We start from the raw sequence: 22407 nt of genomic DNA, 5'->3' as shown, positions 1-22407 counted from the left end.
CGCTTTTCGACCACATGAACAACTTTCCCGGTTGTAAACAAGCAACGAAGCTACGAAGAGTGAATTCCTATCACTATGATTTACAAGTTATTTAACTCCCACCAACGACTTGGTTACTTCGCACCACGAATTTATATCAGACCACTTTTCTGTGATTGGGGCTTCTGAATTTCGAATTGTAATCGAATACAATACATATGCACCCCGTGCAATAGAAAAGGAATTATATGAAAACGCTTATTTATGACACGCTTGTCAACCTTGCTAACCAAGAACCGGAACACCACGCGAAAATACGCCAGAACCTTTATGAGCAGTTAGATCTGCCCTTTGATAAGCAGCTTGCTCTGTATGCATGTGCACTCGGTCCTGCAAGCTCTGGTAAACTGGAAAGTCGTCAAGGTATCGACAATGCGGTAGATAGTGCAGTTAGACTATTAGCGACTCCTGAACGTTAATCAACTTTGCACTTTTAACGGCCCTACTCCCCTGGCGGGCCGTTTTTCTTCAAGGAAATAAACTCTCCTCTGTCCTCAACCAGAGATACACTGCCCCATAATCCCAAACGCACTCCCCATCGCGATTGCCCAAGAAATTGACCGTAAAACACCGAAGTTCAATAAATAAAGAACATGGTAAGCGATTCTAAAAACGATATGCGCTAACGCTAAGAGCTGAATCTTCTCATTTACTGCACCTGTCGATATTGCAAGTAGAACAGCAGAGGCAAAAACTATCAAAGATTCAAAAGCGTTCTGATGTGCCGCTAATGCTCTAGCGCCAAATCCTTTCAAGCCAGCTTGCTGCTCGCGAGGGTAATTATTGTTATAGCCGCCCGCTTTATGCATAGCAATTGCCACAGGTATTTTGGCTACATAAGGTAAGAAAGCCGCTACGATTAGACAAAAAATCAAAATATCCATGTTTCATCCTAGTTGGTACCGCGAGAGGTTAATTCTAAAATTATGAGCGATACTTTCACTATAAGCCGGATTACTCATGATTTAGTACCTAATTTGTACTGCATTAGTACAAGTCAATTGTAAACTCGTTCCATAAGTTGTTCCTTAGAAGTGGGCTCTCTATGGCAAACGTTTATACCATAATGAATGGTAAGAGCCTTATCAATTAGGCGTCTTCATCAATAGTGTTAGGATTCGTATTCTTAGCTATTTGTATGAAGGTATATGAAATACCGCATACAAAAAATTTAGTCACCCATAACATCAAAGCGGAAATAATCAGCCCTAAACCAAACTGGATCCCAGATGCTATAGATGAAAATACACCAAAAGCAGCAAATAACGCTACAACAACCGTCAGGAAGACATCTATTTTCTTTAATCTGGACTCAAACTGTTCGACCTTTTTCATTAACACTCCTTGTAAACTTAAAGAACAAAGGCTGAGTACAATCCTACAGTTAATCATATCGTCAATGCAATTTTGAATTTAGTCCAGAAGACACATTGTGAAGCGTTAATGATGTAACATGGGCACCATTGAAGCAGGAATCACTTAGATTATTGGATGGTACGTATGTGGTTAGATAAATAAATTTTGAATCGTTTACTCTTCAACTTTGACGGCTGTTGCGTTCCAATACGTAATCAGAACAACCAATACAGCCCAAGGCATTGCGAGCCAAAAATAATAAGAAGCCTGACCATTTGTTAAGTGGTAATAAGAAACTAAAACAACACTAGCGAATATTGATATGCTATATGCAAACCACAAAGCCACACAAACATCATTATTAAACTTAGAAATTGAAACTCGGCGCTCTGCGCAAACCAAAAAAACCAAACCAAAAGCAATCAATCCCCCCAAACCAAGGTGAATAAATAAAAGTGGAACTAAAATCCAAAACGACATATATACGCCCTTGAGTAGCCATACGATTTGTTAAAGTGAGATCGCCATAATACAACAACCTCTACAAACCACGTTGAGAAAAAAGTAAACGCATGAAAAAATGCTACGCGCTGCGAGCCACTCTCAAATGCTTTGTTAGCAGGCTGCTAGCACTGATTTAATCTATTACGCTCACTCTTATAGCCTTCAACTTTTCAATAAGAGCGTCAGCCATCGGTTTGAACTTATCCGGTTGCTCTTTAGAGTAAGATTTCATTGTTGCCAATACATCAATTCTTAACTTTTCTAACCGAGCTACCTCATTACCAGTAAGGTCTGTAAACACCATCCCTTCTAACTCATTTAGCCAATCGTTAAAGGACTCTGGGCTTTCGGATAATAAAAGTAACGTATTCTTAGGCTCAACTTTTAGTGCAACCATCAATAAAGGCGAAACTTCTCCAGAAATAGCCCCGTCTCTACATTTCCAAATTTCTACCAAAGAAAAAAGTGTAGGAATTGTTTCCAAAGCTTCTTTTTTTCAAGGTTCGGTTCAATAGATTTGTAGTTTTCTATCATCCAGTTATGCAAAAGACTTACCTCTGGGGTTTTAGCATGCAGCAGCCCTGAACAAAAAGCGGACAGTATAAGAATTACCATATTCCTTATCATTATTACTGCTCCAGTTGATCAGATATATTTATGGTAATTTTTCATAGCTCACGATTTCAACATAAATTTCTTTAAGAACCGATTTACTATTACCTACATAGTAATGAGATTTGGCCATCCCCCCACCCAAATTTTACCTGATATCAAACACCCAAGAGCATCTTTGTGATAATTTCCGGCATGGCTTAGAATAAACATTCTACCGAGAATATTTTGTAGCCATATATATTAGGGCACTTCGGTGATCTATAAGAAAATAATTTATAAGCATCTACCTTGATCGCTTTAGATTTAATTTAACTTCATCTAGTTCTTTCACCTATCTTATTCTAGTTATCAAATCAATGAAATGAACAGAAGAGTCACATAACGCCCTATTAAGGGGTGAGCAACGCAATACCGAAGTTGCCGCATACCTCCTTAACTACTAAAACCAACGCATAGTGAAAATGCCACGCGTTGCGAATCAATCTTAAGCAATTTGTTATGTGTTACAACCAAGGTGACTTTTATTTTTACCTTCCTACATTGACTACATCATTCACACCAATGCTAAATTTTGCCTCAGTACGTTTTATACATGTATTACTAAAAAGTGAAAAATCAATTTCCCTTGATAATTCACTATATTTAATAACTTCGTCATCATTAGCAAATAATAAAAGTGTAATACTATCTAAATCTGATATTCTACTTAGATTCTCAGCATCCCAGTCGAATCCCAGCAAAGAACGAGCAGCAGTATTATTGGAGTACGGACCTAAAAAACAGACTCGATTCCAATCACCTTCGACAACTTCAGAAAAATCGACACTACTGTCATTTAATCTTAGTTGTATATCATTTGTATCTGAACAGGATACTTGAAGTAAAATAAAGAAAATCATAACCAATTTTTTCATTTTTTCTTCTCTTTCTTTATTACCTTAAGACGACCTGCTAGCAATGAAGTGTAACAATAATGTGCAAGTTTATCATTACTCGCCATTGATAACCCTAACCGAATACCAACTTTATTATTGTGTAAATCCATGACCTTTTCATTTTCTGGGTTTTCCGGAAAGTCTTCATGTGCTGTCGTAAATTCGAGAGCATTTTTGTATCCAATGTCACGAGCTAGCATCGCAGACCAAAAACAATGACGAAATGCATCGCTTTATCATTGTGTCCATTAATGCCAAAGCGAGATTCTGTTTCGAAAAAAGCAACATCTTTCGCTTCTTTTATTGCTATAGCATGGTGAGGGTTTAATGTAAGATACTCTTTTTCACCTTCTTTAAGAGAATTGTATTGTTGATAAATATGTTTAACCATGAGACCTCCGCATTTAAACACAAACTAGCCTACACTTTTAAAGCAAATCTACATTACTAAAAACTGATTAAAAATAAGACCTTGAGAAGGAAAGCACAGTTACATGATTATCAATTACATCTTCGAACTTACTCGGCTACATAACGCCTTGTTAAGGGGTGAGCAACGCAATACCGAAGCCGCCGCATACCACCTTAGTCACTAAAACTAACGCATAGTAAAAATGCCACGCGTTGCGAATCAATCTTAAATGCTTTGTTAGCTGGCTGCTAGCATTGGCTTAATCTATCACGCTCACGTTTATAACCTCCAACCTTTCAATAAGTGCGTCAGCCATTGATTTTAGCTTATCCGGCTGTTTTCTAGAGTAAGATTTCATTGCTGCTAATAAATCAACTCTTAGCTTTTCTAACCGATTCGCCTCATTGCAGGTATGGTCTGTGAACACCATACCATCTAGCTCATTTAACCATTTGTCAAAAGACTCTGGGCTTTCAGATAGTAAAAGTAAAGTATTCTGAGGCTCAACTTTTAGCGCAACCAACAATAAGGGAGAAACTTCTCCGGAAAAGGTGTTAAACTGTTTATCAGATAGACGTGTGAACTGGCGCTTCCAGTTCCGGATCTGCTGGGCACTGATGCCCAGCTCCTTGGCAACGGAGACAGCCGTTCGGCCAGGAAGACTGGCCAAGCGCACTGCTTCTTTGCGGAACTCTTCGGTGTACGCTGGATTACGATGTTTAGCCATAAATCACCTCTCAATTAGACCCTAGATCTAACTTAGTAAAGTGTCTACTAAACGTGGGGTACTCGGTCACATAACGCCCTGCTAAGGGGTGAGCAACGCAATACAAAAGCCGCCGCAAACCACCTTAATCACTAAATTCAACGCATAGTAAAAATGCCACGCGTTGCGAATCCCTCTTGAGCAGTTTGTTAGTTTGCAAACCCAACGCGTTTATTTTACGTTATTTTAAACTTTGCAAACAATAAGCTTTATGTGTTTTGATGCACTTAAGTCAGGCGTAGTCTCAAAGCGGCTACTTGATGAAACCACTTGGAACAAACAACGCCGCAGAAAACGAACTCACAACACCAAAAAGCGCTTTTGGAAAGTTAATCTCACAATGCGGACTTTCAACAAAGTCACTGAAACCACGTGGAACTTGCCACACCAAAGAAAGCGTCACTTCAGCGAGTAGATCGGCTTTTATTCCAACAAACTCAACGAGCAGAGTCTCAGCAAAAAAGTTCAACTCAGTTAACCCAAAAATCGCCGCACCAAAGAACAAATCAACCGTTGAAACGATACCAATTTTAAGTTTACACCACGCAAGTTAACACTGAAATTAAGTGCCGATATGACAATTTCGACTTTAAGCTTTTACCACTAGATCTTGCGATATAGGCGCGTTTTTCCTCTTGCAAACTAACGCCTTGCTAAGGTGTGAGTAACGCAATACAAAAGCTACCGCACAGCGCCTTAATCACATAAGCCACCGCAAAGTAAAAATGCCACGCGTTACGAATCACTCTTAAGCAATTTGTTAGTACATGCGCTACTTCTATTTATGCGCTCCAAGATATTGAAAAGTGGCATGATATGAAAGGCTTTGAACACTGAAGTGAGACGGGCAGCTACAAAACTTTACTCCGATTGAAAGACAAAAGTTGGCTAGAAGAAAAACGTACTGAACTCCCCTACTTTTACTGACTTCAAATTAGAAAAGGATTCTATCCTCGTACTTCAACAGCCACACCACAAGCAATCAAGGCTCTCTCAAAAGCCAACACGAAAATGAAGAAGCGCCAAAGAAATAGGCTGAGAGTTAGAAGCCGTAAACGGTGAAATCAAAGCGAACACTCCGCATATAGTGCCACCGGAAAGAACGTGAAAGGCACTAACTGAAAGGTGTAAAAACGAGCGCCAAACAGATAAACACCAAAACTTATGACCTTTGATGTCAAACCCGCACTAACGCCCTGCTAAGGGGTGAGCAACGCAATACCGAAGCCGCCGCAAACCACCTTAATCACTAAATTCAACGCATAGTAAAAATGCCACGCGTTGCGAATCCCTCTTGAGCAGTTTGTTAGTCGCGAGGCACCGAGCGACAATTTTAAGCCGAACTAAATTTTGCAAACAACAAATTTTATGTGCTTTGATGCATTTAAGTCAGGCGTAGTCGCAAAGCAGCTATTCAATGAAACCACTTGGAACAAACAACACCGCAGAAAACGGACGGACAACACCAAATAGCGCCTTTGGAAAGCTAATCTCACAGTGCGGACTTTCAACAAAGTCACTGAAACCACGTGGAACTTACAACACCAGAGAAAACGTCATTTCAGCGAGTAAATTGGCTTTTGTACCAACAAACTCACCGAGCGGAGTTGCAACCAAAAACAGATTTTCGATTGCCCCGCCCTATCACCACCAAAGAACGAAACAACCGCTTGGAAAATAGCAATGCATTGACTTAGAACCGATGAAACTGAGCTTTGACCGTCGAAGATGGAACTATGAATCAAACAACCAGTAGCCAAGTTTTGAGCTTAGAAACATGATTTTGACTGCTAGCTTTTTCTGGCGACTAACGCCCTGTTAAGGTGTGAGCAACGCCACCACCCTACCTAAAACATTGCCACCTTAAACACTAAAGCTGACCCAAACTGAAAATGCCGAGCGTTGGGAATCTGTCTTAAACGCTTTGTTAGTTTGCCTACATGATTCAGCCAAAGTTTAGCGACAAGGTGCTGAATTGGTTACAAAACTACTGGCTTTGAGCGCCAATGTAAAACTGAAAACTACGGAACTCAAACCCAAACAACAAAACGCACTTGGCTAAGAAGCGACATGCGATAAACAACCACAGTTTGAAGCACCTTCGCTGACAAAGGATTCATTCGACAAACCTAACAACCAAGTGCGACAAAGCCATTCGTTAGTGAGTTAGCCACAAAAAAAAGAAGCCGCGCGAGATGCACTAAGCGACCAAAGTTACTGATGCGGAGAAATGAATAACTTTGAACCCAAAGAGCCGAAAAACACCCTACGCGTGATGAGATTTGGTTGCACAACTTTCGAAAAACGAGCAGGTGTAGAGCACAAAAACAGGACTAGGCTCTTTGACCGAGCTATTGTCAAATGTGGTGTATGGAAGATCATGCAGTAGCTTGTTGATGAGTCTCCATTTCTTTCACTCCATTGATGAAGCGAACATCTTTCACAACATCCGCTAGGAGTGCAAAACCTCGTAGACGACGCCACTTCGTCTCTGCACTGCGCATTAACTTGTAGGCCATCATCAACGTAGTCTTTCTGTTTCCACAGTTCTTCGTCTTGTTCGTGCGTAAACGTACTGTGGCGAACATCGATTCTATTGGGTTGGTTGTCCTGATATGAACCCAGTGCTCTGCTGGGTAATCGTAGAACGCCAGCATTTCAGCTTTATCTTTCACCAAGCAGTCGGTTGCCTTTGGATACTTGGCTTCGAAGCGCTTCTGGAAGGTTGAGAAGGCGTGATAAGCATCATCTCTAGTCTCTGCCATCCAGATATCTTGCAGTGCTTCCTTCATTCGTGGTTGTACGCTTTTGGGCACCTTGTTAAGCACATTCGCCGTCTTATGTACCCAGCATCGTTGCTGAGTCGTTTGAGGCCAGCACTTAGCAACCGCTTTCCAGAAGCTAAGCGCGCCATCTCCGATGGCGAGCTTCGGTGCTAACTGTAATCCCTGCGCTCGTAGCTGCTCAATGAGTTCCGTCCAACTTGCTTCTGACTCTCTATGACCATCCAGAACGCCAAGGACTTCTTTGCGTCCAGTGTCATCGACACCAATGATGACGAGTAAGCAGAGCTTATCGTCCATCCTAACGTGACAGTAAACACCGTCAGCCCAAATGTAAACATAGCGGCGCCTACCGAGGTCACGCTTACGCCACTGTTCGTACTCCGCATACCAGCGCTCTTTGAGGCGACAGATGCTGTTGGCTGACAGGCCTTTCGCATCCTTACCAAGCAGAGACTCCAGAGCAGGCAGCATATCGCCCGTAGATATTCCCTTGAGATAGAGTAACGGGAGCAGTGTTGCAACGCTCTTTGTTCGCTTGAGATACGGTGGTATCAAGTTGCTATTAAATTTGACGCCATGCCCTGAGCGATCTCTTACCTTAGGAATTTGCACTTCGACATCACCGACACCGGTTTGCAAGGTTCGCTCAGGTAAGAAACCGTTGCGAACGATAGCTTGCTTGCCGTCAACCATAACATTCTGGTGTTGTGCAAGTAACTGTTGAAGCTCAGCTTCAACAGCTTGTGCAATCAAATCTCTAGCCCCTTGACGTATCAGTTCAGTAAGTGGGTCTTGTGGTGTATTCAGTGAAACAACAGTATTATCAGTCATGCGGTGTACCTTTCTGTTAATCGTTCTGGGGAGAACTGCATCAACAGATTACACCGCAACTTCCTTTCTCTTCCATACACCAGAAATCAGCATAGCTCTCTTTGACCAAAAACGCTTTTCTACTTTTGCAAACTAACGCCCTGTTAAGGGGTGAGCAACGCAATACCGAACCCGCCGCAAACCACCTTAATCACTAAAATCAACGCATAGTGAAAATGCCACGCGTTGCGAATCCCTCTTAAACAGTTTGTTAGGTGCGTAGCCAAAGTTGGTAAAAGTCTGTTTCATCGTGCTTGGGATTCTTGCGCACGAACTCCCAACCATGGCGCTTATAGAATGTGAGAGCTCGATGGTTAGTTCGGCTTACTGAGAGTACTGCACGCAAACAACCCGCTTTACTCAAAGTGCTTACAATATAATCCTGCAATTTTGCAGCGAGTCCTGAACCACGAAAATTCGGCTTTAAGTAAATGAGATGCACATAGCCAGTCTCCGGCTCGGGTGAAAAGCTACGAAACTCTAACTGCCCTGCAAACTGACCATCTACAAATATATGGATATAGAACCATCCTGATGTAGCTAACCGGTCTAATACTCGTTCACGATAACCATTGATGAAATCGTCGAAACCATCGTAATGCCCAAAACTACAAAAGTATGCATCTTTTCTCGCAGCAACGCACAATTCGAAATCATCAATGTTTATCTGCTGAAAAGAAATTTCCATACTTACCTTTTCCTTCAAGCACCTAACGCCCTGTTAAGGGGTGAGCAACGCAATACCGATGCCGCCGCATACCACCTTAATCACTAAAACCAACGCATAGTAAAAATGCCACGCGTTGCGAATCCCTCTTGAACAGTTTGTTAGGTTTTGGGCTTATTCTCCCAATGAACCCCAATCTGTTAGATTTAATTGCTTGCGCCTAATGTAGTAGAAGGTTGCCATAACTAAACCAAACAATGCGCCAGTAAGTAACGAGATATAAACCGCTTCTAAAACTGGTTTGCCTAGCTCGTCCCACACAAGAAACCATTGGAAGATTCCCCAAACAGGAGCAAAGAAAGCCACACAAAGCATAACGTTTGCAAAAAAACTCTGATAATAAGGCGGCGGAAAACATAGTCCGAGTTTACTTAACAACCTTACAAGTGGAGGATTGTAGTTCGACTTCCAAACACCTTTGTCACTTAACTCTTTGTGCGCAAGTTGTAGCTTCGTTTCATAATCCATGATCCAAATTCCTCGAATTCGATGTTTCCCGCGGAGAAACCTAACGCCCAATTAAGGTGTGAGGCACGCAATACGATGCTCCCGCATACCACCTTAATCACTAAAACCAACGCATAGTAAAAATGCCACGCGTGCCGAATCACTCTTAAATTGTTTGTTAGTTGCCCATCTCAAAGCCTAGTGCTAACATTTGTACACACACCAACAAAGGAATACATCATGGACACTAGAATTCAATTTCGTGTTGATGAAGAAACAAAACGCCTAGCTCAACAAATGGCTGAGAGCCAAGGTCGAACTCTAAGTGATGCTTGCCGTGAACTTACTGAGCAACTCGCTGAACAACAAAGAAAAACATTATCTCACGATGCATGGCTAACTGAACAAGTAAACCTAGCATTTGAGAAGTTTGACTCAGGAAAATCCGTTTTCGTTGAACACCAAACGGCTAAGTCTCGAATGGAAGAGCGCAAAGCCAGAATCCGTAATCGAGGTAAGCAATGATTTTATGGGAAGAAGAGTCACTTAATGATCGTGAAAAGATCTTCGAGTTTCTCTATGACTTCAACCCTGAGGCGGCAGAAAAAACTGACAACCTCATTGAAGCAAAAGTAGAAAACTTGCTTGAACAACCTTTAATGGGTGTACAACGAGATGGCATCCGCGGACGATTACTCATTATTCCTGAGATTTCGATGATTATCTCTTACTGGGTCGAGGGCGATATCATTCGAGTTATGCGTGTACTCCACCAGAAACAAAAATTCCCTACGGATTGATTGCTTCCTCTGGGGAACTAATGCCCTGTTAAGGTGTGAGCAACGCACTACTGATGCTTCCGCATACCACCTTAACCACTAAACACAACGCATAGTAAAAATGCCACGCGTTGCGAATCACTCTTAAACAGTTTGTTATGAATCAGTCGTCCAACACCAAATTTTTATACCAAGGATTACTTTACAAGGGACGTATAGACCATCCCAATTTAATACTGGTTGGGTTTCTAAGTGGTAGATTCCAATCCTTGTGATAATCATGGATTCGCTCATGCCAGTCACCAAACTTGGCATTTCTCAACGGATACATACCAAATTTTTCATAAAAATGTGAGATTAAGTCTGATTCTACATCTTTATAGGCATCACTGTTTCCTCGAACTTTCACTTCAGTCATCCAAACGTGTATAGCTATATCTTGCAGAGAATCTGATAAATTTCTGAGCCAAAACTTTAAGTGATTACCAATTCGCGCACGCAGTTGACCACGACCAATATAAAGTACTTTTGATGGTTCCCCTTCATAATCAATACTTAAATTTTCCGCGATAGTAATTACGTAGATTCCCTGATTAACCGAAGATAAACTCGTTTCAAATTCATCTTCCCACACATAATCTAACTCAGACATAATCTTGCTTCGGATTTTAGAGTCAATCCAATCCCAGACATCCGCTTTTACGTTATCGTAGGATAATGTGCGAAGATTAATTCCCATGTCAGAAGCATACTCACTAAACCTTATAGGGTGTTCGTTCTTTACCCAATTATATTCTATGTATGCCACTTTTTACCTCTTAACCAAAGTGATTCATAACGCCTTGTTAAGGTGTGAGGCACGCAATACCGAAGCTTCCGCATACCACCTTAACCACTAAAACCAACGCATAGTAAAAATGCCACGCGTACCGAATCACTCTTGAACAATTTGTTATGCGCTTGAATCACACACGAAATTAACGTCTTCATCGATTAACCGATAACTTGTAACAGCTTTAATGTCGCCACAGCCTCTAACTAGAATATCTAGGCAGTCAAGGCGACCATTATTAACACTTAAAACAGTCTCTGCACCCAGTTCCAAAGCTGAGGATTCAACTAGAGGACCAATAAAGTTTACTGCCTTAGAGTTAGTTACGACATTACCTCGTTTTTCGAAGCATACGATAACACCAGCTCCCGTATATTCACGCTCTGATACAATTAGCTCAGAAATACAGGTGTTTTTGAAGTCATCTGGATAAGAGCTAAAAATAAATTGGATAATAGATTTTTCTAATTCATTCATTTTACCAACTCACCTTTCTGGCGCATAACGCCCAATTAAGGGGTGAACAACGCCTCCACCCAAACCTAAAGCATTGTGCCATAAACACTAAATTTGAAGTAAAAGCAAAAATGCGAAGCGTTGTGAATCCCTCTTAAATTGCTTGTTAGGTGCGTTACTCCCCTTCCTAAGTGTTTGGGGGGCTATTATCACTTGACGGCTTTAACGCCCCATCAAGTGCTTCTTTCGAGTATGGCGAATTAAGGTGGTGAATTAAGTCTCCTAACATGAATGAATGTTGTAATTTCCCACTTTTTTCAAAGATATCGGTACCATTGGTAATATCAAAAACATGCTCGTGAATAAGAACTCGATTGCCTGCATACAACCTAACCTTAATTTTCGCTTCCCCGCCTAATACATTTTCTAATCTATTATTAAATTCTTGAACTAGGTTAGTTCTTGAAGAGAATTTAGGATACGTATCTGAAAAATAGTATTCTTTTGAAAAGCTTTTCAAATCTAATTCTTTCACTAATCCAGAAAACTTAAAGCCACCAGAGTAACCAATTTCAACCTCCTTACCTGCAGGTATATTTACTACCGTGTTCTTACTTATGTCATCACTAAGACCCGCACTCGAGTATGAATTTGACAATATCCCTCTTTTATTTACATCAATCACCTCAAGTGAAGTAATATAAATGTCTGCATCACTAACGTTCAAAACTGTTAAGTATAAAAACGATGTTTCATACAAGTCATTGGGGAAGCCTTGGTAATTAGAGATGAAAAAATTATGTACAGGCTCAAAACGAGCGCCTTTTATATACAACGCGCTTGTTTTTTCATCCGATGGAAAATGAGGAGCTAACCAACCAACAATTGAGGCAGTCCCAGCCAAAACAGTAAAGATCAAAAAAGCTAACCATCCTAACCACTGATTTTTGTGCTCCGAACAAAAGAATCGCCACTCGCCATGCCTCCCGCATCGAGAGCGATTGGCATTTCGACCAAAACATCTTTGATTTCTTTTCACTGTATTCCTTTCTAAATTACCTTTAGCACCTAACGCCCTGTTAAGGTGTGAGCAACGCAATACCGAAGCTCCCGCATACCACCTTAAACACTAAACGCAACGCATGGTAAAAATGCCACGCGTTACGAATCACTCTTAAACAGTTTGTTATACGAATTTATATACGACCAGCTTTAATTTCTTCGCCAATAATCTTTAAAACAACTCGGGAAAGGGTTTCATCATTTGAAGCTTTGTATGAATGAGCTGTATCTGAATCGAATGCGATTCTCATTTGATTACCAGTATCATCATTACTGACAAACATAAAATTATCTTGATAATCACTCGATGAAGCAAAACGAATTGTGTACGTTTGTCCATTGAAAGGAACTGAAATTGTGCGAAATATATTAATACCTAACAACTGTGTCATTTTTTATAATACCTTAATCTAATTCTCTAATTGATCTTTTAATATTTGATTCTGCATCATCTAATTCTCTCAGTGCACGACGAATATCCGAGCTTTCAGGTGAAGTGTTTCTTGCACGCTTCAACGCTCTTTGCGCATCATCAATTGCACTCAGTGCTCGCTTTAGCTTTTGTTTTGCTGACATAAAATCTCCATTTATATCCAGATTCGTATAACGCCGCATTAAGTGGTGAACAACGCGACCACCCAACTTCAAACCTTGCCACATTTAGCACTGAAGCCGACCTAGACTGAAATTGCCAAGCGTTGAGAATCCGTCTTAAATGCTTTGTTATGTTTTAGCACAATCCGTTGATTTACTTGGCAAAGAACTGAGATGTAGACCTAGATTTCTGAACCAAGTCACAAGCTAGAACCCACTTGACCGGCAGATGCGCCAAACCAACAACGAGTAAATCCACTTCCCTGCTAATGAGGCAACTAGATCAAGGCTCAACAAGCGCCCTTTCTTAGCACGAGCAGCGCAGAACAATGGATATTTGCCGAGGCAACTGCCAAGGTTATTGGCTAATTGGGAAATACGCCCAAAGCGACTTTGAGCCAGAGAAACAAGACGACCAAACCACCCGATAACTTAAATGAAGCAACCCGCGAACCTTGGCATGTTTTACGGGTTAAGTAATTCAGGAATTGGGGCAGATAATCGTGATTTGCTGAGTCTACTCCCAACGAGTAGCTAAAGGGGCAAAGAACGAGTCAAAGGCATTTAAGCCATTGAAATCACATTAAAACATAACGCCCTGTTAAGGTGTGAGCAACGCTATACCGATGCTTCCGCATACCACCTTAAACACTAAACGCAACGCATAGCAAAAATGCCGCGCGTTGCGAATCACTCTTAAACAGTTTGTTATGTGTTGCTTAACAAGTGCTCATACTTTTCAGGTAATACGGCAAACTCTCCCCAACCGATATCTTCGATACACAACCCAATGCCACTTTCAGTAACCTTGCCATACATCAAGACTACTTTTCCTTTAGAATCGTCATCAATACCGTGCTCTTGCGAGCTTTCATCAGTCGCTTTAAGACAAAAGTCTACGCAATCAGAGTTTTTTGGGTATTCAAACATTGTTTGTCTGATGTTTTGAGGAGTCGAGCCACAGTTCCATGATGACTTAACTTTCCCAAAGTACAATTTCGGTGACTCATCTACTTCTTTGATACTTCTAATATCTACTAATAGATCTTGTAATAACACGGCATTTGCTTTGTTAGGGAAGTGGAAGTATTTATGTATGTTTTGGCTAAAGTTACGACATAGACCTCGAATTGTTGTAATTCGACTCGGTAATTTGAAGTTTTCACCATTATGACGACTAATAGCTACTTCAGTTAATTCACCGTTGATATCTTCAACAGGTTGTCCTTGATACTCCTTAGATTTAGCCCCTGACGGAGCCTGAGGCTTAACTTTCATGAACTCTTTTACAACAACAAGCTTTTCATCTTCAATCGCTTTGCGAGCGAGCTCTTCTGTAGCAAATTTCTTACCTTCAGCCTTTTTAACCCTCAATCCACATTCAGGTTTAAATTTACTAGAGTGGACAAAGAAAGCTTTACGCCCGTTCGTATCAAATGGTTTATTTTTTGGTGATTTAAATAGATTGACACAACACTCGGGACAAAATATCTGTCCTTCCATATCTGGCGTATATTCTGTTGTTGTTACTTCTTTTGCTTCTTTTTTTAGTGTCTTATGATTTCCACGCTCGTAGTCCCATTCTTTATGGTAAAGCGCGAATTTAATCTGGTTGCCATCAGCCATTTATTATTCCTTATTAGTAAAGCTAGATATAGATACATCTGTTAATCACTAGAACGGAATATACATGCTGTTGCATTATTTACTATGCGGTAAGTCAATGATGTACCAAAAACACATAACGCCCTGTTAAGGTGTGAGCAACGCAATACCGAAGCTACCGCATACCACCTTAAACACTAAACGCAACGCATAGTAAAAATGCCACGCGTTGCGAATCACTCTTAAACAGATTGTTATGCGTTCACTTCCCAAGCACCCAATTTACTACGTTGTCTTGGTAATCCTCGCTTGACTGTTGAAGCAAAGGCTCTTTACTGAGCAGTGACAAAATTACAGAAATAGCATAATCACCAGCAGCAACCTCTCGAATTAGTCGAGTTATATGAGATTTAAAGTAGTTTTCATCAATTTTTGTATCCAAGCATCCAGTTAAACCAATAGCTAAACTATGAGCTATTTCATTTCTCGCCTCTCTCGCAGCATGAAGGATGTCTTTTACGTCATCAGCGATTGGAAGTGATTCTATATTTTTATATAGGGCTCGGAATTTACCTATCAACTCTGTCGCATAATCCTCGAATTTCTGTCGATCAACGACCATTACAAACGAGTTTTTCAGTTCAAGATATTTGGATGTATGATCGCACAAGTGATCAAAACGAGTTGCAACTATCAAGCAACGTCCAAGTATTGCCTGTAGTTCTTCCGTATTTTCTGTAATTTCAAAATCGTCTAAATAAATACCTGGATTCATAATTTCCCTCTGACGCATAACGCCCTGTTAAGGTGTGAGCAACGCAATACCGATGCCTCCGCATACCACCTTAAACACTAAACGCAACGCATACTAAAAATGCCACGCGTTGCGAATCACTCTTAAACAGTTTGTTAGCACTAAAATTATCGAAAGTTCTTTCTTATGCTCTTTATGTAATTAAAGTCAGAAGGGCATTGTGACGAAGGCATAACTACACTCTTTACACCGACAACCAAACCAGCACCAGCAACACCGGCAATTAAAGGCGACATTTGAATAAGAGAAGCTATACCGGCAGCACCTAACCCTGCACCAACGATACCAGAAAAATCAGAGTGTATTACGTTTTTAAGGTTGGTTGTTACACGCTTAATACCTGTTTCATTAATAGTTTTATCTATATCCTTTAGTGACATTTCTAACCGAGCTAAGCGTGTTTTTTTTTGCTCTTGGTATATCTTTAGAAGATATAATTTCTTCATTCATTTCATCTAGATAGCACCTAAAAGCGGTTAGTTCGTCATTACGCTTAGATTTAAACTCAAGAATTTCAGCTAACGGTGTGCCCTGATCGGGAACAGGTAACATATCGTAAAGCTCGAATTCAACGCCAGTTCCTAACGCTTGCTGAGTGTAATAAGGAACATTGGATAGTTGAGCCATAGTCCAACAGCCAGGTTCTTCTTGTCGATTTTTCTAAGAGCGGCTTCTTGGGCAGCAATAAAAACTCACCTCTCCCCGAGCTTATCGCCCCCTCAAACCTAACATGTGTCCTTTTAGAAAACCCGTGCTTTCCAAATAATCTATGTCGTAAGACGAAACACGAATCAGTGTATTAGTGGGTAGTCAATTTCATCCCAATATAGAAGATATTTTCTAAGTTCAAGTGGGTCTGGATCTCCACCGCATCTGATCCCTCCAGTGTATATAGGCTCAAATGGAGGAGAAACGACGATTCCTTTTTTATTCATGTTGATCCTCGTACATATACCTTTTAGTGCTAACGCCCTGCTAAGGGGTGAGCAACGCAATACCAAAGCCGCCGCATACCACCTTAATCACCAAATTTAACGCATAGTAAAAATGCCACGCGTTGCGAATCCCTCTTGAGCAGTTTGTTAGTTTGCAAACCCAAGGAGTTGATTTTACGTTATTTTAAATTTTGAAAACAATAAGCTTTATGTGCTTTGATGCATTTAAGTCAGGCTTAGTCTCAAAGCGGCAACTCAATGAAACCACTTGGAACAAACAACGTGGCAGAAACCGAACTCACAACACCAAAAAACGCTTTTGGAAAACCAATCTCACAGTGCGGACTTTCAACAAAGCCGCTGAAACCACGTGAACTTTCCACACCAGAGAAAACGCCATTTCAGCGAGTAAATCGGCTTTTGTACCAACAAACTCAACGAGCAGAGTTTCAGCAAAAAAATTCGATTCAGTTAACCCCAAAGTCACTGTACCAAAGAACAAATCAACCGTTGAAACGATACCAATTTTGAATTTTCACCACACTAGTTAACACTGAAATTGAACGCCGAGATGACAATTTCAACTTTGAGCTTTTACCACTAGATCTTGCGATATAGCTGCGTTTTTCCTCTTGCAAACTAACGCCTTGCTAAGGTGTGAGTAACGCAATACAAAAGCTACCGCACAGCGCCTTAATCACATAAGCCACCGTAAAGTAAAAATGCCACGCGTTACGAATCACTCTTAAGCAATTTGTTAGTACATGCGCCACTTCTATTTATGTACTCCAAGATATTGAAAAGTAGCATGATATGAAAGGCTTTGAACACTGAAGTGAGACGGGCAGCTACAAAACTTAAACTCGATTAAGAGACGAGAGTTGGCTAGAAGAAAAATGCACTGAACTGCCCTACTTTCACTTGCTTCAAATTAGGAAAGGATTCGATCCTCGGACTTCGACGGCAACACCAAAGAAAGACAATTCTGACTTAGTAAAAGCCACGAAAGAGAAGAAGCACCAAAGAAATAGGCTAAGAGTTGGAAACCGTAAACGGTGAAATTAAAACGAACACTACGCATATAGTGCCACCGGAAAGAACGTGAAAGGTACAAACTGTAAGGTGTAAATACGAGCACCAAAACAGATAAACACCTAAACTTATGACCTTTGATGCCAAACCCGTACTAACGCCCTGTTAAGGTGTGAGCAACGCAATCCCGATGCTTCCGCATACCACCTTAAACACTAAAAACAACGCATAGTAAAAATGCCACGCGTTGCGAATCACTCTTAAACAGTTTGTTATGCCTGTCCTAACACGCGCTCAATAAAAGCTGATTTTTTCCGACGATACTCTTCTTGAGACCAACCTGTACAAGACATTTTCAGCTCATTGTATCGTTGAACTAACTCAGGACTTTTACGGAGTTTGTCTCTAAACCCCACAAAAAACTCAAATTCCGAACCATTGGCTACAACTTGAAAAGCGACATCCTCACCTGAGCTATTTTCCAGCATGCAAAGCTCCGGAGTTCTTAACGTATCGGATTTTTCGTTGAAACCTAGAGTAGAAAGTAACTTTACTGCATTCTCTAGTTCCTTGCCGTTAACACCAACAAGTATGTCTAGGTCACCTTTAGATACAGCATTAGGGATAGAGGAAGCTCCAATATGCTCAATAGATGCATCTGGAAGTAAAGCAGCTATCTCAAGTTCGTACTTACGATACAGGTTTTCGCAAGATGCCTGATATTCATCTGCTTTGTAAAACTGCATATTTTCTCCCAAAAGGCATAACGCCTTGCTAAGGTGTGAGTAACGCAATACAAAAGCTACCGCACAGCGCCTTAATCACCATAAGTCACCGCATAGTAAAAATGCCACGCGTTACGAATCACTCTTAAGCAATTTGTTAGTACATGCGCTACTTCTATTTATACGCTCAAGATATTGAAAACTGGCATAATATGAAAGGCTTTGAACACTGAAGTGAGATGGGCAGCTACAAAACTTTACCCCGATTGAAAGACGAAAGTTGGCTAGAAGAAAAACGCAATGAACTGCCCTACTTTCACTGGCTTCAAATTAGAAAAGGATTCGATCCTCGCACTTCGACGGCAATACCAAAGAAAGACAACTCTGACTTCGTAAAAACCACGAAAGAGAAGAAGCGCCAAAGAAATAGGGTAAGAGTTAGACACCGTAAACGGTGAAATCAAAGCAAACACTCCGCATATAGTGCCACCGGAAAGAACGTGAAAGGTACAAACTGAAAGGTGTAAAGACGAGCACAGAAACAAATAAACACCAAAACTTATGACCTTTGATGTCAAACCCGTACTAACGCCTTGCTAAGGTGTGAGTAACGCAATACAAAAGCTACCGCACAGCGCCTTAATCACATAAGCCACCGCAAAGTAAAAATGCCACGCGTTACGAATCACTCTTAAGCAATTTGTTAGTACATGCGCTACTTCTATTTATGGACTCCAAGATATTGAAAAGTAGCATGATATGAAAGGCTTTGAACACTGAAGTGAGACGGGCAGCTACAAAACTTTACCGTCATTGAGAGACGAAAGTTGGCTAGAAGAAAAGCGCACTGAACTCCCCCCACTTTTACTGGCTTCAAATTAGAAAAGGATTCGATCCTCGCACTTCGACGGCAACGCCAAAGAAAGGCAATTCTGACTTAGTAAAAACCACGAAAAAGAAGAAGCGCCAAACAAATAGGCTAAGAGTTAGAAACCGTAAACGGTGAAACCAAAGCAAACACTCCGCATATAGTGCCACCGGAAAGAACGTGAAAGGTACAAACTGAAAGGTGTAAAGACGAACGCCAAAACAGATAAACACCAAAACTGATGACCTTTGATGCTAAACCCGTACTAACGCCGCATTAAGGTGTGAGCAACGCTATCACGAAACCTAACCATACCACCGTAAACACGAAACCCAACGATGGAATGAAAAATGCCAAGCGTTGGGAATCACTCTTAAATGCTTTGTTATATTTAACGTTTACTTAGTTCTAAACGAAGCTAATAAGTCGTCTCTCACTGCTTTATGAAATGAGATAGTGTCAATGGGGTCACTTATAACTGCGTTAACAAATTCTTTTTTCAACAAACTTGATACTGATAGAGTTTGATCTTCATCGTAAGAAATCAGCCCTTGAGCTAATAGCATATTATTTGCTACAAATGTGGAGCCTAGTAAGATCTGCTCTACATCTAAAAACCTTTCACCAAATTCAAAATTGTCTCTTACTTGTTTCATTCTTTCTTTTATATCCGATGACAGAGCTTCCTCCCGTGTGCTGCCTTCAGATAGGATTATACTAAGTATTGCGATTTCTGTTACTGGAAGCCTCACACTCAATATTTGCTCAACAAAATTACGTTGTTGTGCTTCATCAACCCGCCCATTAAGTAACTTCGTTTGCTCTACAGGTTGCTTTATTGCCCCTGTAAGTCCTCTGACAATACTGCTAATTGACCTAACTTCTTGATGTGTTATGTCGAATTTAGATTCAACCTTCTCATTATACTGAGTAAGATTTTCCGAAATCTCCTTGATTTGATTGAAGCTCTCTGTCTGATTGTTAATTGTATCAATAGCATCATTAAGCTTTGCAATTTGATTTACGACAGTATCACTGTGGTTCTTTTGAGTAATCGACTCTCCATAAGTGTAGCCAATTGCTAATACCGCTAAGATAATCGAAACTAGTGTACCGGCAAAAGAGATGAAGTTAAGTGCACTTCCATTTCCAGCATTCACAAAAGCTGAATACCAAACAAAGCCTTGTACAAGGCTTATAATAATGATGAATAAAACCCACTCTCTTTTACTGAATTTCATAATACCTCTTAAATAATAGTTATCGAGATTAAAGTAGTTACATATAACGCCCAATTAAGGTGTGAGGCACGCGACCACGACACCTGATTTGACCACCGTAAACACTGAGCTTAATCTAAACCAAAAATGCCAAGCGTGCTGAATCACTCTTAAATTGTTTGTTATACCGCTTGGTTGAGGCTAAAATGACCAACATAAAGACCAATTAAGAGACCGATTATATGACCACTAGAATTTTAGCCGATGTTGCTGCAAGCATTACCGAGTTGAAAGCTAACCCTATGAAAGTTGCAACTAGTGCTTACGGAGAACCTGTTGCTGTATTAAACCGAAATGAGCCAGCATTTTATTGCGTACCTGCCGAAGCGTACGAAATGATGATGGATAGACTCGAAGATCTTGAACTACTAGCTATCGCTAAAGAGCGTGAATCTGAAGAGAGCATTTCGGTAAATATTGATGATCTATAAACTCGACTTTAAAAAGAGCGCACTCAAAGAGTGGAAAAAGCTTGGCTCTACTCTGCAACAACAATTTAAGAAAAAGCTAATCGAGCGCTTAGATAACCCACATGTTCCGGCTTCAAAACTTTCTGGAGCTGACAACATGTATAAAATTAAGTTGCGTCAATCGGGCTACCGTCTCGTCTACAAAGTTGAAGACGATGTCATCATTGTAACCGTCTTAGCCGTCGGAAAACGCGAACGTAGCGATGTTTACCGTAAAGCCATGAAAAGGTTAGATGATTGATCGCGGTATAACGCCTTGCTAAGGTGTGAGTAACGCAATACAAAAGCTACCGCACAGCGCCTTAATCACATAAGCCACCGTAAAGTAAAAATGCCACGCGTTACGAATCACTCTTAAGCAATTTGTTAGTACATGCACCACTTCTATTTATGTACTCCAAGATATTGAAAAGTAGCATGATATGAAAGGCTTTGAACACTGAAGTGAGACGGGCAGCTACAAAACTTAAACTCGATTAAGAGACGAGAGTTGGCTAGAAGAAAAATGCACTGAACTGCCCTACTTTCACTTGCTTCAAATTAGGAAAGGATTCGATCCTCGGACTTCGACGGCAACACCAAAGAAAGACAATTCTGACTTAGTAAAAGCCACGAAGAGAAGAAGCACCAAAGAAATAGGCTAAGAGTTGGAAACCGTAAACGGTGAAATTAAAACGAACACTACGCATATAGTGCCACCGGAAAGAACGTGAAAGGTACAAACTGTAAGGTGTAAATACGAGCACCAAAACAGATAAACACCTAAACTTATGACCTTTGATGCCAAACCCGTACTAACGCCCTGTTAAGGGGTGAGCAACGCAATACCAAAGCTGCCGCATACCACCTTAAACACTAAAACCAACGCATAGTGAAAATGCCACGCGTTGCGAATCCCTCTTGAACAGTTTGTTAGGCGACATTTCTACGTTTAACTTCTTTCTCATACGAAGATTCGTTGTATAGCCAAATAGCCCAAAATGCGAAAAACATCCCGATCGTGTAAATTGAGTAATTAAGAGCATTATCCGATAAGAAAATCATAATGCTTGCCGCATCAGAAGATGGATAAAGGAAAAGAACATTAAAAATCATGTACAAAATGGCTGTGACGAAAGTGGTTCTGAAAAGCCAATTTAAACATCCTTTCTTTCGCGATTTTTGCCAATTATCAAATGCTTTACCATTCATTTATCCACTCCTTTTCAACTAACTGAAGCTAGATTCACGCCAAGATACTATCACTACTCTATCGTTTATCTCATGTCGCCTAACGCTTTGTTAAGGTGTGAGGCACGCAATACCGAAGCTTCCGCAGACCACTTTAACCACTCAACCTAACGCATAGTAAAAATGCCACGCGTGCCGAATCACTCTTAAACAATTTGTTATATTTTACAACAATCGACTGATTTTATTGATAAAGAGTTACGATGTTAACTTGGGTTCCTAACCCAACTAAGACGCTCAATTAAAATATCGCCAGAAAAAACACACC

28 protein-coding genes and 1 pseudogene are annotated in these 22407 nt (G+C 40.6%); 5 read left to right on the top strand and 24 right to left on the bottom strand.

What is annotated here, in order from left to right:
• The first annotated feature begins 227 nt into the window (after window positions 1-227).
• Window positions 228-458, top strand: coding sequence for a PAS factor family protein (locus ITG12_RS01725; protein ID WP_038872158.1), 231 nt, complete (start codon window positions 228-230; stop codon window positions 456-458).
• Between the two features lie 75 nt (window positions 459-533).
• Here the strand turns inward: ITG12_RS01725 and ITG12_RS01720 are convergent, their stop codons facing one another.
• The 12 genes from ITG12_RS01720 to ITG12_RS01630 all read right to left on the bottom strand — a co-directional run bounded on the left by ITG12_RS01720 (window position 534) and on the right by ITG12_RS01630 (window position 9478).
• The gene (locus tag ITG12_RS01720) at window positions 534-923 is read right to left on the bottom strand and encodes an MAPEG family protein (protein ID WP_038881832.1); all 390 of its coding nucleotides are present in this window, start codon (window positions 921-923) and stop codon (window positions 534-536) included.
• Between the two features lie 205 nt (window positions 924-1128).
• Window positions 1129-1374, bottom strand: coding sequence for a hypothetical protein (locus ITG12_RS01715; RefSeq protein WP_038872154.1), 246 nt, complete (start codon window positions 1372-1374; stop codon window positions 1129-1131).
• Between the two features lie 195 nt (window positions 1375-1569).
• The gene (locus ITG12_RS01710) at window positions 1570-1875 is read right to left on the bottom strand and encodes a hypothetical protein (protein WP_038881831.1); all 306 of its coding nucleotides are present in this window, start codon (window positions 1873-1875) and stop codon (window positions 1570-1572) included.
• A gap of 157 nt (window positions 1876-2032) precedes the next feature.
• The gene (locus ITG12_RS01705) at window positions 2033-2383 is read right to left on the bottom strand and encodes a hypothetical protein (protein WP_248873471.1); all 351 of its coding nucleotides are present in this window, start codon (window positions 2381-2383) and stop codon (window positions 2033-2035) included.
• A gap of 658 nt (window positions 2384-3041) precedes the next feature.
• Window positions 3042-3428, bottom strand: a complete 387-nt coding sequence (locus tag ITG12_RS01695) for a hypothetical protein (protein ID WP_038881829.1) — start codon at window positions 3426-3428, stop codon at window positions 3042-3044.
• A complete protein-coding gene (locus tag ITG12_RS01690; protein ID WP_227741167.1) occupies window positions 3425-3649 on the bottom strand; it encodes a hypothetical protein in 225 nt (74 codons plus the stop codon). The genes ITG12_RS01695 and ITG12_RS01690 overlap by 4 nt, the downstream gene beginning before the upstream one ends.
• Entirely contained in the window at window positions 3643-3840 is a 198-nt protein-coding gene (locus ITG12_RS01685; protein WP_227741166.1) for a hypothetical protein, read from the bottom strand. The genes ITG12_RS01690 and ITG12_RS01685 overlap by 7 nt, the downstream gene beginning before the upstream one ends.
• A 280-nt stretch (window positions 3841-4120) precedes the next feature.
• Window positions 4121-4588: a transposase gene (locus ITG12_RS01675; protein WP_227741165.1), complete on the bottom strand. Its 468-nt coding sequence runs from the start codon at window positions 4586-4588 to the stop codon at window positions 4121-4123.
• Between the two features lie 292 nt (window positions 4589-4880).
• Entirely contained in the window at window positions 4881-5096 is a 216-nt protein-coding gene (locus ITG12_RS01665; protein WP_227741164.1) for a hypothetical protein, read from the bottom strand.
• Between the two features lie 1909 nt (window positions 5097-7005).
• Window positions 7006-8244, bottom strand: a complete 1239-nt coding sequence (locus tag ITG12_RS01650; protein ID WP_248873140.1) for an IS256-like element ISVa19 family transposase — start codon at window positions 8242-8244, stop codon at window positions 7006-7008.
• A gap of 250 nt (window positions 8245-8494) precedes the next feature.
• Window positions 8495-8971, bottom strand: coding sequence for a GNAT family N-acetyltransferase (locus tag ITG12_RS01640; RefSeq protein WP_038882495.1), 477 nt, complete (start codon window positions 8969-8971; stop codon window positions 8495-8497).
• A 153-nt stretch (window positions 8972-9124) separates the two neighbouring features.
• A complete protein-coding gene (locus tag ITG12_RS01630; RefSeq protein WP_248873470.1) occupies window positions 9125-9478 on the bottom strand; it encodes a DUF6404 family protein in 354 nt (117 codons plus the stop codon).
• A gap of 219 nt (window positions 9479-9697) precedes the next feature.
• On the opposite strand from ITG12_RS01630, the gene ITG12_RS01620 reads away from it, so the two are divergent.
• Together ITG12_RS01620 and ITG12_RS01615 are read left to right on the top strand one after the other, a co-directional pair.
• A complete protein-coding gene (locus tag ITG12_RS01620) occupies window positions 9698-9982 on the top strand; it encodes a type II toxin-antitoxin system RelB/DinJ family antitoxin (RefSeq protein ID WP_005398409.1) in 285 nt (94 codons plus the stop codon).
• Window positions 9979-10257, top strand: a complete 279-nt coding sequence (locus tag ITG12_RS01615; protein WP_203343951.1) for a type II toxin-antitoxin system RelE/ParE family toxin — start codon at window positions 9979-9981, stop codon at window positions 10255-10257. The genes ITG12_RS01620 and ITG12_RS01615 overlap by 4 nt, the downstream gene beginning before the upstream one ends.
• 181 nt (window positions 10258-10438) lie before the next feature.
• Here ITG12_RS01615 and ITG12_RS01605 read toward each other — a convergent pair whose 3' ends face one another.
• The 11 genes and pseudogenes from ITG12_RS01605 to ITG12_RS01510 form a co-directional block, all read right to left on the bottom strand.
• Complete coding sequence (locus tag ITG12_RS01605) at window positions 10439-11044, bottom strand: hypothetical protein (protein WP_038882248.1); 606 nt, start codon at window positions 11042-11044, stop codon at window positions 10439-10441.
• 144 nt (window positions 11045-11188) lie between these two features.
• Window positions 11189-11545 carry a hypothetical protein gene (locus tag ITG12_RS01595; protein WP_038882247.1) on the bottom strand — a complete coding sequence of 119 codons (357 nt, stop codon included), beginning with the start codon at window positions 11543-11545 and terminating at the stop codon, window positions 11189-11191.
• 166 nt (window positions 11546-11711) lie between these two features.
• The gene (locus tag ITG12_RS01590; protein ID WP_038882245.1) at window positions 11712-12563 is read right to left on the bottom strand and encodes a hypothetical protein; all 852 of its coding nucleotides are present in this window, start codon (window positions 12561-12563) and stop codon (window positions 11712-11714) included.
• 157 nt (window positions 12564-12720) lie between these two features.
• Window positions 12721-12978 carry a hypothetical protein gene (locus ITG12_RS01580; RefSeq protein WP_029857974.1) on the bottom strand — a complete coding sequence of 86 codons (258 nt, stop codon included), beginning with the start codon at window positions 12976-12978 and terminating at the stop codon, window positions 12721-12723.
• Window positions 12979-12991: 13 nt separating this feature from the next.
• Window positions 12992-13162, bottom strand: coding sequence for a hypothetical protein (locus ITG12_RS01575; RefSeq protein ID WP_173400293.1), 171 nt, complete (start codon window positions 13160-13162; stop codon window positions 12992-12994).
• Between the two features lie 726 nt (window positions 13163-13888).
• Entirely contained in the window at window positions 13889-14806 is a 918-nt protein-coding gene (locus tag ITG12_RS01565; protein WP_038882244.1) for a hypothetical protein, read from the bottom strand.
• A 241-nt stretch (window positions 14807-15047) separates the two neighbouring features.
• Window positions 15048-15560, bottom strand: a complete 513-nt coding sequence (locus tag ITG12_RS01555) for a hypothetical protein (RefSeq protein ID WP_104027200.1) — start codon at window positions 15558-15560, stop codon at window positions 15048-15050.
• A 146-nt stretch (window positions 15561-15706) separates the two neighbouring features.
• Window positions 15707-15979: a DUF6236 family protein gene (locus ITG12_RS27695; RefSeq protein ID WP_038882065.1), complete on the bottom strand. Its 273-nt coding sequence runs from the start codon at window positions 15977-15979 to the stop codon at window positions 15707-15709.
• A pseudogene (locus ITG12_RS27690) lies at window positions 15957-16235 on the bottom strand (DUF6236 family protein); the annotation flags it as partial. The gene ITG12_RS27695 and the pseudogene ITG12_RS27690, both read right to left, overlap by 23 nt.
• Window positions 16236-17838: 1603 nt before the next feature.
• The gene (locus ITG12_RS01525) at window positions 17839-18312 is read right to left on the bottom strand and encodes a GrpB family protein (RefSeq protein ID WP_025638270.1); all 474 of its coding nucleotides are present in this window, start codon (window positions 18310-18312) and stop codon (window positions 17839-17841) included.
• 1245 nt (window positions 18313-19557) lie between these two features.
• A complete protein-coding gene (locus ITG12_RS01510) occupies window positions 19558-20400 on the bottom strand; it encodes a hypothetical protein (RefSeq protein ID WP_248873467.1) in 843 nt (280 codons plus the stop codon).
• Window positions 20401-20621: 221 nt separating this feature from the next.
• Here ITG12_RS01510 and ITG12_RS01500 point away from each other — a divergent pair, with 221 nt between their 5' ends.
• Window positions 20622-20870: a type II toxin-antitoxin system Phd/YefM family antitoxin gene (locus ITG12_RS01500; RefSeq protein ID WP_005377003.1), complete on the top strand. Its 249-nt coding sequence runs from the start codon at window positions 20622-20624 to the stop codon at window positions 20868-20870.
• On the top strand, window positions 20860-21150 hold the full coding sequence (locus ITG12_RS01495) for a type II toxin-antitoxin system RelE/ParE family toxin (RefSeq protein WP_045382929.1): 291 nt from the start codon (window positions 20860-20862) through the stop codon (window positions 21148-21150). Before ITG12_RS01500 ends, ITG12_RS01495 begins: the two co-directional genes overlap by 11 nt.
• 671 nt (window positions 21151-21821) lie before the next feature.
• Here ITG12_RS01495 and ITG12_RS01480 read toward each other — a convergent pair.
• Window positions 21822-22100, bottom strand: a complete 279-nt coding sequence (locus ITG12_RS01480) for a hypothetical protein (protein WP_038880373.1) — start codon at window positions 22098-22100, stop codon at window positions 21822-21824.
• Window positions 22101-22407 lie beyond the last annotated feature (307 nt).

The organism is Vibrio sp. ED002, from assembly GCF_023277445.1.
GTDB classification, from domain to species: domain Bacteria; phylum Pseudomonadota; class Gammaproteobacteria; order Enterobacterales; family Vibrionaceae; genus Vibrio; species Vibrio jasicida.
The sequence above is the reverse complement of the archived record's forward strand: the minus strand, read 5'-3'. Positions and strand labels throughout refer to the sequence as shown.